Source organism: Streptomyces sp. NPDC002868 (genome assembly GCF_055563295.1).
The window spans coordinates 616,292-631,010 of record NZ_JBVHDR010000003.1 but is presented as its reverse complement, the minus strand read 5'-3'; the positions used below and the strand labels follow the sequence as shown (position 1 = coordinate 631,010).

At 71.2% G+C, this 14,719-nt stretch carries 13 protein-coding genes; 6 read left to right on the top strand and 7 right to left on the bottom strand.

Translation table 11 applies throughout. From position 1 onward, the window contains the following. Positions 1 to 40: 40 nt before the first annotated feature. Together ACZ3H8_RS13555 and ACZ3H8_RS13550 are read right to left on the bottom strand one after the other, a co-directional pair. A complete protein-coding gene (locus tag ACZ3H8_RS13555; RefSeq protein ID WP_467401094.1) occupies positions 41 to 1,324 on the bottom strand; it encodes an MFS transporter in 1,284 nt (427 codons plus the stop codon). 64 nt (positions 1,325 to 1,388) lie between these two features. Then, positions 1,389 to 1,994, bottom strand: coding sequence for a hypothetical protein (locus ACZ3H8_RS13550; protein ID WP_467401091.1), 606 nt, complete (start codon positions 1,992 to 1,994; stop codon positions 1,389 to 1,391). 94 nt (positions 1,995 to 2,088) lie between these two features. On the opposite strand from ACZ3H8_RS13550, the gene npdG reads away from it, so the two are divergent. Continuing rightward, entirely contained in the window at positions 2,089 to 2,802 is a 714-nt protein-coding gene (npdG, locus tag ACZ3H8_RS13545) for an NADPH-dependent F420 reductase (RefSeq protein WP_398987479.1), read from the top strand. 89 nt (positions 2,803 to 2,891) lie between these two features. Next, positions 2,892 to 3,062, top strand: coding sequence for a hypothetical protein (locus ACZ3H8_RS13540; protein ID WP_467401089.1), 171 nt, complete (start codon positions 2,892 to 2,894; stop codon positions 3,060 to 3,062). On the opposite strand, the gene ACZ3H8_RS13535 is transcribed toward ACZ3H8_RS13540, so the two are convergent. Next, complete coding sequence (locus tag ACZ3H8_RS13535) at positions 3,052 to 3,858, bottom strand: site-2 protease family protein (RefSeq protein WP_467401088.1); 807 nt, start codon at positions 3,856 to 3,858, stop codon at positions 3,052 to 3,054. The two genes, ACZ3H8_RS13540 and ACZ3H8_RS13535, sit on opposite strands and share 11 nt — an antisense overlap. Positions 3,859 to 4,011: 153 nt before the next feature. Here ACZ3H8_RS13535 and ACZ3H8_RS13530 point away from each other — a divergent pair, with 153 nt between their 5' ends. Further along, entirely contained in the window at positions 4,012 to 7,395 is a 3,384-nt protein-coding gene (locus ACZ3H8_RS13530) for an AfsR/SARP family transcriptional regulator (RefSeq protein WP_467401085.1), read from the top strand. A 21-nt stretch (positions 7,396 to 7,416) separates the two neighbouring features. Here the strand turns inward: ACZ3H8_RS13530 and ACZ3H8_RS13525 are convergent, their stop codons facing one another. The 4 genes from ACZ3H8_RS13525 to panB form a co-directional block, all read right to left on the bottom strand. Further along, on the bottom strand, positions 7,417 to 8,244 hold the full coding sequence (locus tag ACZ3H8_RS13525; protein ID WP_467401083.1) for an ABC transporter permease: 828 nt from the start codon (positions 8,242 to 8,244) through the stop codon (positions 7,417 to 7,419). Then, a complete protein-coding gene (locus ACZ3H8_RS13520) occupies positions 8,241 to 9,242 on the bottom strand; it encodes an ATP-binding cassette domain-containing protein (RefSeq protein WP_467401082.1) in 1,002 nt (333 codons plus the stop codon). Before ACZ3H8_RS13520 ends, ACZ3H8_RS13525 begins: the two co-directional genes overlap by 4 nt. Before the next feature lie 147 nt (positions 9,243 to 9,389). Then, complete coding sequence (locus ACZ3H8_RS13515) at positions 9,390 to 9,755, bottom strand: cupin domain-containing protein (protein ID WP_467401079.1); 366 nt, start codon at positions 9,753 to 9,755, stop codon at positions 9,390 to 9,392. A gap of 153 nt (positions 9,756 to 9,908) precedes the next feature. Continuing rightward, positions 9,909 to 10,769, bottom strand: coding sequence for a 3-methyl-2-oxobutanoate hydroxymethyltransferase (gene panB, locus ACZ3H8_RS13510; protein ID WP_467401076.1), 861 nt, complete (start codon positions 10,767 to 10,769; stop codon positions 9,909 to 9,911). A gap of 159 nt (positions 10,770 to 10,928) precedes the next feature. On the opposite strand from panB, the gene ACZ3H8_RS13505 reads away from it, so the two are divergent. The 3 genes from ACZ3H8_RS13505 to ACZ3H8_RS13495 all read left to right on the top strand — a co-directional run bounded on the left by ACZ3H8_RS13505 (position 10,929) and on the right by ACZ3H8_RS13495 (position 14,538). Then, a complete protein-coding gene (locus ACZ3H8_RS13505; RefSeq protein ID WP_467401074.1) occupies positions 10,929 to 12,581 on the top strand; it encodes an MFS transporter in 1,653 nt (550 codons plus the stop codon). Continuing rightward, entirely contained in the window at positions 12,578 to 13,273 is a 696-nt protein-coding gene (locus ACZ3H8_RS13500; protein ID WP_467401073.1) for a TetR/AcrR family transcriptional regulator, read from the top strand. The genes ACZ3H8_RS13505 and ACZ3H8_RS13500 overlap by 4 nt, the downstream gene beginning before the upstream one ends. 221 nt (positions 13,274 to 13,494) lie before the next feature. Beyond that, positions 13,495 to 14,538 (top strand): endonuclease/exonuclease/phosphatase family protein, encoded by a 1,044-nt coding sequence (locus ACZ3H8_RS13495; protein WP_467401070.1) that lies wholly within the window; start codon positions 13,495 to 13,497, stop codon positions 14,536 to 14,538. Positions 14,539 to 14,719: the final 181 nt, after the last annotated feature.

Below are 14,719 nucleotides of genomic sequence, written 5' to 3'. Positions count from 1 at the left end.
GGGGGCTTGCCCCCAGTTCAGGACGGCCCGCCGCGGGCGGTCAGGCCCGCTCCGCCATCTCCTCCCGCTGCGCGCGCCTCCGCACCGCGTCCTCGTCCGTCTCCGCGTCGTACGTCAGCAGCTTCGGCAGCGCCGCCGCCAGCAGCCCCACCGATGCCACGCACGCCACACCCCCGCTCCAGATCGCCGGGCGCGTGCCCGTCCAGCCCGCCAGTGCGCCCGCGCGGACCTGGCCCAGCTGTGGGCCGACGCTGTACGAAAGCACCTCGATGCCCGCCAGGCGGCCGCGTAGTTCCTCCGGGATCGTCTGGTTCCAGATCGTCGAGCGGCCCAGGCCGCTCAGCATGTCGCCCGCGCCCGCGAACGCCAGGCACAGCAGCACCAGCCAGACGTTCGAGAACCAGCCCGCCGCCGCGATCGCCACGCCCCAGCCCGCCGCGCCGAAGACCACGAACAGGCCGTGCCGCCGCACCCGGGACGTCCAGCCGCTGGTCAGGCTGAGCAGTACCGAGCCGACCGAGCCCGCCGCGTACATCAGGCCCAGCGCCCACTCCGCGTCCAGGTCGTCCGCGAGGAACGGGAAGATCGTGTTCGGGAAGGCGAAGAACATCGCCGCCAGGTCGATCGCGTATGTCCCCAGGAGCACCGGACGGGACCAGGCGTAACGCGCCCCCTCCGCGATGCCCCGCAGCGACGGCTTCTCCGCGTCGTGCGCCGGCGGGGCCGAAGCCAGACGCAGGCACAGCAGCACGGACGCGACGAAGCCGGCGACCGTGATCGCGTATGCCGGCGCATGACCCGCGTACGCCACCACCAGACCCGCCAGCGCCGGCCCCACGATCGCGCCCAGCTGCCAGCGCAGCGCGTTGAGCGCGGCCGCAGCCGTGAGCTGGTCGTGCGGGACGATGCGGGCCATCAGCGAGTCCAGTGCCGGGCGTTGCATGCCGACCAGCGCGGAGACCCCGGCCGCGACCACGTACAGCGGCCACAGCATCGGGTCCGGGAGCAGCGCGTTCACCAGCAGGATCACGGCCAGCAGGCAAAGGCCCGCCTCGGTACCGAGGATCAGCTTGCGGCGGTCGACCGCGTCGGCCAGCGCCCCGCCGTAGAGGCCGAAGACCACCAGCGGCACAAGTTCCACCGCGCCCATCACTCCGACCGCGAGCGGGGATCCGGTGAGGTCCTTGATCTGGAGCGGCAGCGCGACCATTGCCATGAAACTGCCGAAGTAGGTGACCAGGCCCTGGATCCACAGCAGCCGGAAGTCGCGGGACGAACGCCAGGGCGACAGGTCGGGCAGGATTGCGGAGAGCTTGGAGGCCATGGTCACACAGCATGGTCCGTGCCTGTCGTGGCCCCGAGCAACCGATTTACCGGCCTGACGCGGGCTACCAGCGCGTCGGCGGCGGCGAGGTCAGCTGGTCCGCGAGGCGCGACAGCCGGTCCCGGAACCTCCGCCGTCCCCGCGCCACCGGCAGGCTGTTCTCCCCGGCCGCCGCGCTGACCAGATGCTGCACCGTGTCGATGTCCACCTCGTCCGCCCGCTCCACCACCGTCAGCGCCTCGTGCGCCAGACCGTGCACTTCCGGGTCCCCGCCGTCCAGCGCCAGCACTGTCGCCCCGGCCCGCCGCGCGTCGTGCACCCGCTCGAGCAGCCCCGCGTCCGGCCGCGCCGGTGCCACCACCAGCAGGGTCTCGCCCCGCCGCGCCGCCTCCAGCCTGCCGAGGCCGACCGCCAGCTGCGCAGGGTCGCCGGGCCGCACCCGGTGCCGTACGAGCGTCGGAGTCAGCTCCGGCTGTCCGGACCAGGCCGCCTCGTCCACGAGATGCGCGGCCAGATGCCACGGCTCGTACTCCTCGGTCCCCACCAGCAGCAGCCCGCCGCCCTGCGGCACGACGGACGACCGCAGCACTCCCGCGAACCGCCTGGTCGCCGCGGGCCAGCCGGTGCCGGCCAGCACTTCGCGCAGCAGCGCGACGCGTACCGCATCCATGGCCCCGCATCCTGCACCACAGTCGCGCCGGGCGGGGCGGGTTGCGAGCAGCTCACCCGTTCGGGTGCCGATACCAGGAAGTAGGGTCAGGCGCATGACTTCTACTGACAGTGCAGGCACCGCGCCGAAGGCCCCGGCCAAGGATCCCTGGGACCTCCCCGACGTGTCCGGCCTGGTCGTCGGCGTCCTCGGCGGCACCGGTGACCAGGGCCGCGGGCTCGCGTACCGGCTGGCCAGGGCCGGGCAGAAGGTGATCATCGGATCCCGGGCCGTGGAGCGTGCCGAGACTGCGGCTGCCGAGCTGGGTCTCGGCATCGAGGGCGCCGACAACGCGGAGTGCGCGCGGCGCAGCGACGTGGTGATCGTGGCCGTGCCGTGGGACGGGCACGCCAAGACCCTCGAGACGCTGCAGAAGGAGCTCGCGGGCAAGCTCGTCGTCGACTGCGTCAACCCGCTCGGCTTCGACAAGAAGGGCGCGTACGCACTCAAGCCGGAGGAGGGCAGCGCCGCCGAGCAGGCCGCCGCCCTGCTGCCCGACTCGAGGGTGACCGCCGCCTTCCACCACCTCTCCGCCGTGCTGCTGCAGGACGCCTCGATCGAGGAGATCGACACCGATGTGATGGTGCTGGGCGAGGCGCGCGCGGACACCGACATCGTGCAGGCGCTGGCGGGCCGCATCCCCGGCATGCGCGGAGTCTTCGCGGGCCGGCTCCGAGGCGCCCACCAGGTCGAGTCGCTGGTCGCCAATCTGATCTCGGTGAACCGCCGCTACAAGGCGCACGCGGGTCTGCGCGTCACCGACGTGTAGCGCGTCACCGACGTGTACGCGGTGCGGCCGCCGACGGGGCATGGGGGACACTGGGCGGGACGTACAACACCCGACAGGAGCCGTACCCCATGCCCCGCCTCGCTCTCTACTCCCTGATCGTCTGCACCCTCGCCGTCGTCGCGGCCGTGGTCTCCTTCGCGCAGGGCAGCTGGCTCGGCATCTTCTGGGTGCTGCTCGCGGGGCTGGCCTCCAACATGACCTGGTACTACCTGCGCCGGGCGAAGACCACTACCGGCTGACGACCGCCTCGCAGCCGGGGTTCCGGTCGCTCCAGAACTGGTAGAAGTCCTGGCCGCAGTAGCTGTAGTCCTCATGCACGCCGAGCTCGCTCAGCACCGCGTCGATCACGCCGAAGAACGCGAGGTTCACCTCGGGGATGAACAGGATGCCGAAGACGGCCAGCAGCCCGAACGGTGCGTACGGCTCGACCTGGCGGCGGATCTTGTACGAGAGCCAGGGCTCGATCACGCCGTAGCCGTCAAGGCCCGGCACCGGCAGGGAGTTCAGAATCGCGGCCGTGATCTGGAGCAGTGCGAGGAACGCGAGCGCGAACCGGAAAACCCATGGCACCCCGTCCAGCGCGTCCAGCCAGAACGGCGCGGTGCACACGACCGCGAACAGCAGATTCGTCAGGGGCCCCGCCGCCGAGATCAGGCTGTGCTTCCAGCGCCCCGTGATGCGGCCGCGCTCGATGAAGACCGCGCCGCCCGGCAGACCGATGCCACCCAGGATCACGAACAGCACGGGCAGCACGATGCTGAGCATCGCATGGGTGTAGACGAGGGGATTGAGCGTCAAGTACCCCTTGGTGCCAATCGAGATGTCGCCGCTGTGCAGCGCGGTGCGGGCGTGCGCGTACTCGTGCAGACAGAGCGAGACGATCCACGCCGAGGTGACGAACAGGAACACGGCGATCCCCGGGCTTGCCGCGAAGTCCGTCCACACCGCCCAGCCGGTCACCGCCATCACGGCGACGATTCCGAGGAAGACCGGGCTGATCCTCCGGTCGCTGTGGCGGCTTGTGGCGGTGGTCATGGGTGCGGCTCCTGAAGATATGGCTGGACGTGCGGATCGACCGTACCGGTGACGTGGGGTGAACGTCCCACGGATGCGGCGAGGTTCCTGCTGCCCTGGTTCCCGCCGGTTATTGCTGCGCGGGTCCGGTTGCGTACCGGTGACAATGGGCGGGTGCACTATCGGGTACTCGGCACCACTCAGGCTCTCCACGACGACGGCACACCCGTCGCGCTCGGCGGTGCGCGGCTGCGCGCCCTGCTGGCGGTACTGGCGCTACGGCAGGGGCGTACGGTCCCGGTCGGCGTACTCGTCGACGAAGTGTGGGCCGGCGATCCGCCGGCGGACGCGGTGGGCGCGGTGCAGGCGCTCGTCGGGCGGCTGCGGCGGGCGCTGGGGCATGCGGCGGTGGCGTCGGCGGACGGCGGCGGTTACCGGCTGTGTGCCGACGGCGACGATGTGGACCTGCACCGTTTCGACCGGCGCGCGGTGGAGGGGGCGCGGGCGCTGGAGGAGGGCGACGCGGTGAAGGCGGCGGCGCTTTTGGACGACGCGCTCGCGCTGTGGCAGGGGCCGGTGCTGGCCGATCTGCCCGACCGTACGGCCGAGGCCGCGCGCTGGGAGGCCCGCCGGCTGGACGCCCGCCGCGCACGCCTCGCGGCGGCGCTGGCGCTCGGCCGGGCGGAGGAGGCGCTGCCGGAGCTCGCCGCGCTGTGCGAGGAGCACCCGATGGACGAGCGGCTGCAGGTGCTGCGGCTGCGGGCGTTGCGGGACGCGGGGCGTACGGCGGAGGCGCTCGCGGCGTACGAGGAGGTACGTGCCGCCCTCGCGGACCGCTTGGGCGCGGACCCGGGCCATGAACTGCGCGTGCTGCACGCGGAGTTGCTTTCCCCCTCCCCGTCCGTCCTCAATCTCCCCCAGACTTCGTCCGGGGGGACCCCCACGGGCTCCAGTGGAGCCTCGCCGGCGATTGAGGCGCGGGGTCCGGGGCGGAGCCCCGGGGACGTTCCCGGCAACCTGCGTGCACGGCTCACCTCCTTCGTCGGGCGCGACGCCGACATCCACGCCATCCACGACGACCTCCGCCGCGCCCGGCTCGTCACCCTGCTCGGCCCCGGCGGGGCCGGGAAGACCCGGTTGTCGCAGGAGGCCGCCGAGCGGGCCGTCGACGGGGCGGTGGAGCGGGAGAACCCCTGGCCCGACGGCGTCTGGCTGGCCGAACTCGCGCCAGTGGACGACCCCGAGACCGTGCCCGAGGCCGTCCTCACCGCGCTCGGCGCGCGCGAGACCGTGCTGCGCGGCGCCGGCGCCGAGGAGCTGCGGGCCGCCGAGCGGCACAGCGACGACCCCCTCGTACGGCTGGCCGAGCACTGCTCACGCCGTCGCATGCTGCTGCTCCTCGACAACTGCGAGCATGTCGTCGGCGCCGCCGCCACGCTCGCCGAGCGGCTGCTGGAGAGCTGCCCGGGCGTCACAGTGCTGGCGACCAGCCGTGAACCGCTGGGCGTGCCGGGCGAGTTGGTGCGCCCGGTAGACCCGCTGCCCGACCCGATGGCGCTGAAGCTGCTCGCCGACCGCGGCGCCGCCGCCCGGCCCGGTTTCCGTATCGACGCCGACGAGGCCACCGCCGCCGCGTCCGCCGAGATCTGCCACCGCCTCGACGGACTGCCGCTCGCGATCGAACTCGCCGCCGCTCGCCTCCGGATGCTCACCCCACGCCAGATCGCCGACCGTCTCGACGACCGCTTCCGCCTGCTGACCAGCGGAAGCCGTACCGTACTGCCGCGCCAGCAGACACTGCGTGCCGTCGTCGACTGGTCCTGGGACCTGCTCGACGACGCCGAACGCGCTGTCCTGCGGCGGCTGTCCGTCTTCGCGGGCGGCTGCGACCTCCCCGCCGCCGAGGCGGTCTGCGCGGACGCCGACGACGACCGCGGCAGTCTGGACGTCGCCGACGCGCTCGGCTCGCTCATCGACAAGTCCCTCGTCGTCGCCGCCCCGACACCCGACGGGCAGATGCGCTATCGCCTCCTCGAAACCGTCGGCGAGTACGCGGCCGAGCGGCTCGACCAGGCCGCCGAGCGCACCGCCGTCGAGCGGCAGCACCTGCTCCACTACCGGGAGTTGGCCCGCACCACCGACCCCCTCCTGCGCGGCCCCGGCCAGCGCGCCGCCGTCGATCTGCTGCAGTTGGAGTACGAGAATCTGCGTACCGCGCTCCGCCGCGCCGTCGTCGCCCGCGACGAGCAGGAGGCACTCCGCCTCGTCCTCTCGCTGGCCTGGTACTGGCAGATGAAGGATCTGCGCACCGAGGCCAGGCAGTGGGCCACCGCCGCGGGCGAGCTCGGCCCCGACCCCTTCGCGTCGCCCGTCGAGCCCGCCCCGCCGGTCTTCGAGCGGTTCGTGGACGCGCCGCGGCCCATGTCGCCCGAGCTGCTGCAGGAGGCCCGGCGTGGCGCAGCGCTGATCCGCATGGTCTTCATGGACTACGGCATCGAGGGGTGGACCTCGCCGGAGAACATGGAGCGGCTGCGCAGGATCACCCAGGTCTACCGGCCTGGACTGCCGCAGACCTGTCGGCCCCCGGGATCTTTCTGGTTCTTCGCCGTCGTGATCACCGGAGACACCCAGCAGCTCAAGGAGGTGCTGAACGAGACCGTCGACGCCTGCCGCGCCTACGGATATGAGTGGGAGCTCGCCGCATCCCTCCAGGCGCGGGCCAATGTCCTGGCCAACCGCATCGAGTGGGCCGGCGACGCGGCCGCCGACGCCGACGAGGCGCTGGAAATCTTCACCCGGCTCGGCGACGCCTGGGGCGCCGCCGAGGCCCTGTCCGCGCGCGGCGAGGCGCGCGAGCGGCGCGGTGAATACCTGCTCGCCGCCGAGGACTTCACGGCCGCCATCGAGTACGCGGAGCAGATCGGGGCCCAGGCCCAGACGGCGGTGCTGCGCGCCCGCCTCGGCGGCAATCTGATGGAGACGGGCGAGGGCGAGCGCGGCGAGGCGCTCATCCGCGAAGTGCTGGCCACGGGCACGAGTGTGGGACACGAGTCGACGGCCATCGCCCGGCTGCTGCTCGCCGTGTGGCTGGGCCGCACCGGGCGCAGCCAGGAGGCGCGCGCCGAGATCGGGCTGCTGCTCGAGCAGTTCCGGTACAACGCCTTCGCGATCTTCGAGGGAATGGTGTTCGGCTTCGTCGCCTGGCTGGACGTCCTGGACGGCCAGTACGAGCTGTCGCTGGACCGGGTGCGTACCGCACTGGTCAAGGCACAGGATCCGCTGACCCGGATGGTCGCCCCACAGACGCCCTCCGTGTACCTGGTGACCGCCGCCGGGGCGCTGGCCCGGGGCCGCCCGGAGCGCGCGCCGGACGCGGCCCGGTTGCTCGGCGCGTCCGACGCCCTGCTGCCGCGCGGCCACTTCGCGCCCCGGTACGAGCGGGAGAACAGAGCCTCTTCCGAGGCCGCGGTGCGCGCAGTGCTCGGCGACGCCGCCTACGAGGCCGCGTACGCCGAGGGTGGCGGCCTCACTCTCGATGAGGCCACCGCCCTGGTATGACCGAGTGACCCTGCGTCAGGATCAGGTCTTCTTACGGAACTTGGCGACGGCGAGCGGCGCCGTGACCGCTGTGATGACCGCAGCCCAGCCGAGCGTCATCCATACGGATTCGGCGACCGGGCCGCCGTTGATCAGATTCCGTGCCGCGTCCGCGAGGTTGGAGAGCGGGTTGTAGTCGGTGAAGCTCTGCAGCCAGCCGGGCATCGTGGTCGGCGGGGCGAAGATCGACGATCCGAACTGCAATGGCATCAGTACGAGCATGGCCGTCCCCTGGACGGCCTGGGCCGTCTTCATGGTGAGACCGAGCAGGATGAAGATCCACATCAGTGAGGCGCCGAAGGCCATGGACAGGCCGACCGCCGCGGCCAGTTCGAGGACCGAGGTGTGGATCTGCAGGCCGAGCAGGAAGCCCATGGCGAGCAGGACGGTGGTGGCGACCAGCATCCGGCCGATCTCGACCACGATCTTCGCTATGAGGACGGAGGACCGGGCGATCGGCATGGACCGGAAGCGGTCCATCACGCCCTTCTTGAAGTCGTCGTTGACACCGGTGCCGACGGCCATGGCGATGTTCATGCCCATCATTGCCATCAGGCCGGGGATCACATAGTTCACGTACTCCTGCTGATTGCCCGTGCCGGAGATCGCGCCGCCGAAGACGTACACGAACAGCAGCGTGAAGATGACCGGCATCAGCAGGACGTCGAACATCGACTCCGGATCCTGCTTGATCTGCAGGGCGTTGCGGCGCACCAGCGCGCCGATGTGCCGCGCATTGGCCCGCAGGCCGATCCGGCCCTCGCCGGGAAGCGCCTTGGCCGGCGCAGCGTTGATCGTTGCCGCGCTCATGCCGCGACCTCCTCGGGAATCGCGTCGGAGATCTCCGACGACAGGGTCTTCTCGCCGGTGATCGCCAGGAACACCTCGTCCAGGCTGGGCAGATGGGTGCCGATGTGCGCGATGCCGAATCCGCGGGCGCCCAGCAGGCCGACCACCGCGGTCAGTTGCTCGTCGCTGAGGATCGGCACGTACAGCAGTCCCTCGTCCGGGACGGCATGCGCCCCCGCGAGCCCGTCCAGGCCGGCGTCGGCGACCGCCGCCGCCATCGCGGACAGCTGCGCCGGATCGCTGGGCCGTATCTGCAGGGTGCGGCCGCCGACCTTCGCCTTGAGCTCGTCCACCCGGCCGTTGGCGATGACCCGCCCGCGGTCGATGACCGTGAGCTCGCTCGCCAGCTGCTCGGCCTCCTCCATGTACTGGGTGGTGAGCAGGACGGTCGCCCCGTCCGCGACCATCCGCCGCACCTCGTCCCAGACCTCGTTACGGGTCCGCGGGTCCAGGCCCGTCGTCGGCTCGTCCAGAAAGAGCACCGCCGGGCTGCCGATCATCGAGGCGGCCAGGTCGAGCCGCCGCCGCATGCCGCCGGAGTACTGCATTGCGGGCCGCTTCGCGGCCTCGGTGAGCGTGAAGCGCTCCAGCATCTCATCGGCGCGGCGGCGGGCGTCCCTGCGCGACAGGTCGAGCAGCCGCCCGATCATGTAGAGGTTCTCCCAGCCGGACAGCTTCTCGTCGACCGAGGCGTACTGCCCGGTGAGGCCGATGGTGCGGCGCAGCTGCCGCGGCTGCCTCACCACGTCGTAGCCGGCGACGACGGCCTGGCCGGCGTCCGGGATGACGAGGGTGGAGAGGCAGCGTACGAGTGTGGTCTTGCCGGCGCCGTTGGGGCCGAGGACACCGACGACCGTGCCCTCGCGCACGTCCAGGTCCACCCCGTCCAGCGCCTTCGTCTCGCCGTAATGCTTTACGAGGCCTCGTACCTCGACGGCGTTGTTGTCGATTCGCGTCATGGCGTACACGGTTCCAGCCGCCACCGACAGACTGCCGACAGATCACCGACAAGCCAGTGACGGCCGCACCGACAAAGGGGGCGTGGCAGATCACGCCCCGTGCAAGGCCAGTACTGCGCGGGAATCGGTACGACGCGGGGATCAGTACTACGCGGGCTTGGCGTAGTCCCCGAAGCCGGCCCAGTCGAGCACGACGCACGGCTCGTCCCCCACCACCCATGCGTCATGGCCGGGCGCGACGGAGATGAAGTCGCCGGGTCCCGTGTCCACGGACTCGCCGTCGTTCATGACGATCTTCATCTGCCCGCTGATGACGTATCCGGCGTGAGCGGCCTCGCAACTCTCGGTGCCCGCAATGGGCTTGACGTGCTTGGACCACTGCCAGCCCGGCTCGAATACGGCCCTGCCGACGGGACCCTGGTCGGTGTTGAGAAGGGCGAGCTTCCCCTTGCCGTCCTCGAAGGGCCGGGTTTCGTCGGCCGAGTCGAAGTTCCTGGAAACGATTCCGGTCATGGTCATCCGCCTCCCGGCGGAGAGAGGGGCGGCCCCGAGTTTCCATTCCAGGCTACGCCGCGGCCCCCGGGGGGTCTCCCGCACGCCGACAGCCCGCCGATGGGGGATGTCGGCGGGCTGTCGTCTGTGCCGGGGGTGGCCGGTGGGTGGTGCTCAGTGGAAGGTGTGCTCCTCCTGCGGGAACGCACCGCCGACGACGTCGTCGGCGAAGGCCTTCGCGGCGTCGCCGAGCGTCTGGCGCAGGTTGGCGTACTGCTTGGTGAAGCGTGGCACCTTGCCGCCCGTCAGGCCCGCCATGTCGGTCCAGACGAGGACCTGGGCGTCTGTGTCGGGTCCCGCGCCGATGCCGATGGTCGGGATGTGCAGGCTGCGGGTGATCTCGGCGGCGACCTCGGCCGGGACGAGCTCCAGGACGACGGCGAACGCGCCCGCGTCCTGCGCCGCCTTGGCGTCGCGGACCAGCCGGTGGGCGGCCTCGTCGCTGCGGCCCTGGACGCGATAGCCCATGGTGTTGACGGACTGCGGGGTCAGGCCGAGGTGCGACATGACCGGGATGCCTGCCTGGACGAGCAGTTCGGTCTGTCCGAGCGAGCGCTCGCCGCCCTCCAGCTTGACCGCGCCGACGCCCGCGTCCTTGACCAGCCGGGTGGCGCTGCGCAGGGCCTGGACGGGGCCTTCCTGGTACGAGCCGAAGGGAAGGTCGCCGACGATGAGGGCCCGCCTGGTGCCCCGTACGACGGCGGCGGACAGCAGCGTCATCTCGTCCATCGTGACCGGCACGGTGGTCTCGTAGCCGAGATGGACGTTGCCCATGGAGTCGCCGACGAGCATGACCGGGATGCCGGCCTCGTCGAAGACGGACGCGGTCATCGCGTCGTATGCGGTGAGCATCGGCCACTTCTCGCCGCGCTCCTTGGCGGCGGCGATGTCGTGGACGGTGATACGGCGAGTGCCCTTGCCGCCGTACAGCGCCTTGCTGCTGTCGGTGGGCTTCTGGGCAGCCTGAAGCGTCATGGCTAACGGCTCCTTCGTCATCTCGAGGCGCCCTCACGGCGTCCCCGGATCACCCCCATGGTGGCACCTCGTGCCGCTCCGGCGGAAGAGGACCCGTACGTTGGGTAAAGTGTCCGATACGAGACGGTCTCGTATCGAAATTAGGCTAGGCAGGGGATCATGTCGACTCCGTCCGGCCCACCTGCCCCTCCCCGCATACCCGAGGCCGTCCACCGGCGGCGCTGGGTGATCCTCACCGTCCTGATGTTCAGCCTGCTCATCGTCGTACTGGACAACTCGATCCTGAATGTGGCGGTCAGGACGATCGCCAGCCCCGAGCCCACGGGCATCGGCGCGACCCAGAGCGAGCTGGAGTGGGCGATCAACTCCTACACGCTCGTCTTCGCGGGGCTGCTGTTCACCGCGGGCCTGTTCGGCGACCGCTTCGGCCGCAAGAAGGCGCTGTTCTTCGGCGTCGCGGTCTTCGGCGTGGGCTCGGCCCTCGCGGCGTTCTCCGGCTCGCCCGGCGAGCTGATCGCGTACCGCGCGGTGATGGGCTTGGGCGGGGCCTTCGTGATGCCGGCGACCCTCGCCGTACTGATGGACGTGTTCGAGCGCCAGGAGCAGCCCAGGGCCATCGGCATCTGGGCGGGCAGCGTCGGCGTCGGCATGGCCATCGGCCCGATCACCGGCGGGCTGCTCATCGAGCACTTCTGGTGGGGCTCGATCTTCCTGGTCAACGTGCCGGTCGTGGTCGTCGCGCTGATCGCGATGGCGCTGCTCCTGCCGGACTCCAGGGACCCGGACCCGGGGCGTATGGACCCGTTCGGCGTAGCGCTGTCCGTCATCGGGCTGATCCTGCTGGTGTACGGAATCATCCGCGGCGGCGAGCTGGCGGACTTCTCGACGCCGTCCGTGCTGCTGCCCATGCTGGGCGGTCTGGTGGTACTCGTCTGCTTCGTACTCCACGAGAGGCGCAGCGACCATCCGGCCATCGACATCTCGTACTTCAAGAGGCCCGCCTTCGCGGCGGCGGTCGCCGCGATCGCGCTGGTCTTCTTCGCGCTGACGGGCGTGACCTTCTTCTCCGCGTTCTATCTGCAGAGCGTGCGCGGCTACGGCGCGCTGGAAGCGGGCCTGCTCATCCTGCCGCTGGCCGTGGCGCAGATGGTCGTCTCGCTGCGCGCGCGGCTGATCGTCGACCGGTTCGGGGCGCGGACGGTGTGCACGGTCGGCATGCTGCTGGTCGCCATGGTGCTGGGGGCTTTCGTGATGTTCGATGCCTCGACCCCGCTGTGGGTGATCGAAATGGTTCTCTTCGTGCAGGGCACGGCGATGGCGCTCATCACGCCCCCGGTGACGGTCTCGGTGATGCAGTCGCTGCCCCGCGAGAAGGCGGGGTCCGGCTCGGCGGTCAGCAATACCTTCCGCCAGGTCGGTGGGGCACTGGGTGTCGCGGTGCTCGGTTCGCTGCTGTCCACGCAGTACCGGGGTGCGATCGAGGGGCACCTCGCGGCGGTCCCGAGCGGCGCCCGGCAGGCCGCGGGTGAATCGATCGAGGCGACGCTCGCGGCCGCGGAGAGACTCGGCCCGGCGGGCAAGGCGCTGATCGTCCCGGCGAACGAGGCGTTCTTGCACGCGATGCATCTGACGGCGCTGGTCTCGGCGGGTGTGGCGCTGATCGGCGCGCTGGTGGTGGCTTTCTTCATGCCGGACGGCCGGAAGAAGGAGCCGGCGCCGGACCCCGGGCCGGAGCTGAAGAGTGCCGAACGAGGGCCGGAGCAGGTGCTGCCCGGTGGCCAGGGGCCCGTCGGCGAGAATTGCCGGCGATGACGAGGGCGAGAGGCGGACCGGACGTGCCGGTGAAGGACCACCAGGACAACCGCGGCCAGAGCGGCGAGCCCCCCGCGCGGCGCGGCACCCCGGCCACGGGACGGCGTGGGCGGCCCCGGAGCGAGGCCGTCGAGCGGTCGATCGTCGGGGCCGTTGTGCGGCTTCTCGAAGACGGCGTGCCGTTCTCCGAGCTCTCCATCGAGCGCATAGCCCGCACCGCCGGCGTCGGCAAAGCCACCATCTACCGCCGCTGGGACGGCAAAGAGGCCCTCTTCGTCGACGTCGTCCGCTCCATGGAGCCCGTGGACCCGCCGCTGCCCGGCACCTGCGTACGTGACGATCTCGTCGCGATGGTCGAGATGCTGCGGCAGCGTGGCCTCGCCAAACGTTCCTCCGCCCTCCTGCACAACGTCTTCGCCCAGATGCAGAGCTATCCCCAGTTGTGGAGCATGTACCACCACACCTCCATCGCCCCCCGCCGCGAGCGGATGGACGAAGTGCTGCGCCGAGGCATCGCGAACGGCGAGATCCGCGCCGACATCGACTTCGGTCTGCTCGGCGACCTCTTCGTCGGCCCGATGCTCGTACGGACCGTGCTGCGCCCCGGGGGCACGCCGGAAGAGGGCAGCGCGGAACGGATCGTCGACGCCGTGCTGGAGGGCGTACGCCCCGCAGAAGGTCCGCCTCGCTGATGCCCCACTGATGCCCCGCTGACGCCCGGCCGACGTCCGGCGAGGGGCAGTCCGAAGTGTGCGTGTTCTGTCACAGCGTCCCCACCTGGCCCGTTACGAGGAACCCGGTGCGCCGCCCTGTCGTCATCGAGGCAGAACGGCCGTCAGGCGACGGCGAGGAACACCTCCCATCGCCTAGTGTCGACGGCGAGGCGTGACGGCAAGGCAGTGAGGACAGCTCCATGGCGCAGGCGTACAAGACGGAGACCGCCAACGGCACCAACGGCAGCCCCGAGGCCGGGCGGACCGGAGCACGGGTCCGGAGCCTGCTCCAGCGCTGGCGCGGAGACCGCGGCGACCGCGGCATCTGGCGGCGCGGCGTCGTCCTCGCCTGCTTCGCCGTCTTCATCGCCCTGTTGATGATCCTGCACGCGCAGATCCCCAACCGGATCGGCAACTTGGGCAGCCTCACCGAGACGTTCCTGCCGTGGCTGGGCGTGTTCATCCCGGTGATCCTCGTCGTCGCCGTGCTGCGGCGCTCGGCCACCGCGCTGATCGCCCTGCTGCTCCCGGCCGTCGTCTGGCTGAACCTCTTCGGCGGGCTGCTGTTCAACGACAAGTCGGGCGCAGGCGGCGATCTGACCGTCGCCACGCACAACGTCAACGCCGGCAACCCCGACCCGGCGGGCACCGCCAAGCAGGTCGCCGCCTCGGGCGCGGACGTGGTCGCGCTGCAGGAGCTGCCGGTCGGTCAGGTCTCCACGTACGAACAGGCGCTGGCAGGGACGTACAAGTACCACGCGGTGGAGGGCACGGTCGGGCTCTGGAGCAAGTACCCGATGACCGACACCGCGCCGGTGGACATCCAGTTGGGCTGGACACGCGCCCTGCGCTCCACCGTGCAGACGCCGCAGGGCGCGGTCGCGTTCTACGTTGCGCACATGCCGTCCGTACGCGTCAAGCTCAACGCCGGCTTCACCGCCAGCCAGCGCGACAACAGCGCCGACGCGCTGGGCGAGGCCATCGCCCGCGAGCGGGTCGGCAAGGTCGTGCTGCTCGGCGACCTCAACGGCACGATGAACGACCGCTCGCTGAACGCGGTCACCTCCCAGATGCGTTCGACGCAGGGCGCGGCGGGCGACGGCTTCGGCTTCAGCTGGCCCGCGTCGTTCCCGATGGCGCGCATTGACCAGATCATGGTGAGGGGCGTCGAGCCGGTCTCGTCCTGGACGCTGCCGCAGACGGACAGCGACCACTTGCCGATCGCGGCGCGCATCAAGATGTGACCTTTACCCGACCCTCCCCCTACGCCCTGGCGGGCGTGGGGGGACCCCCACTTCCCGAACTGGGGGCAAGCCCCCAGACCCCCGTACGGCCTTCGGCCGTGGAGCGGGGTCCGGGGCGGAGCCCCGAGAATCAGCCTCGCCGGCGTTTGAGGCGCGGGGGTCTGGGGGCGGAGTCCCCAGC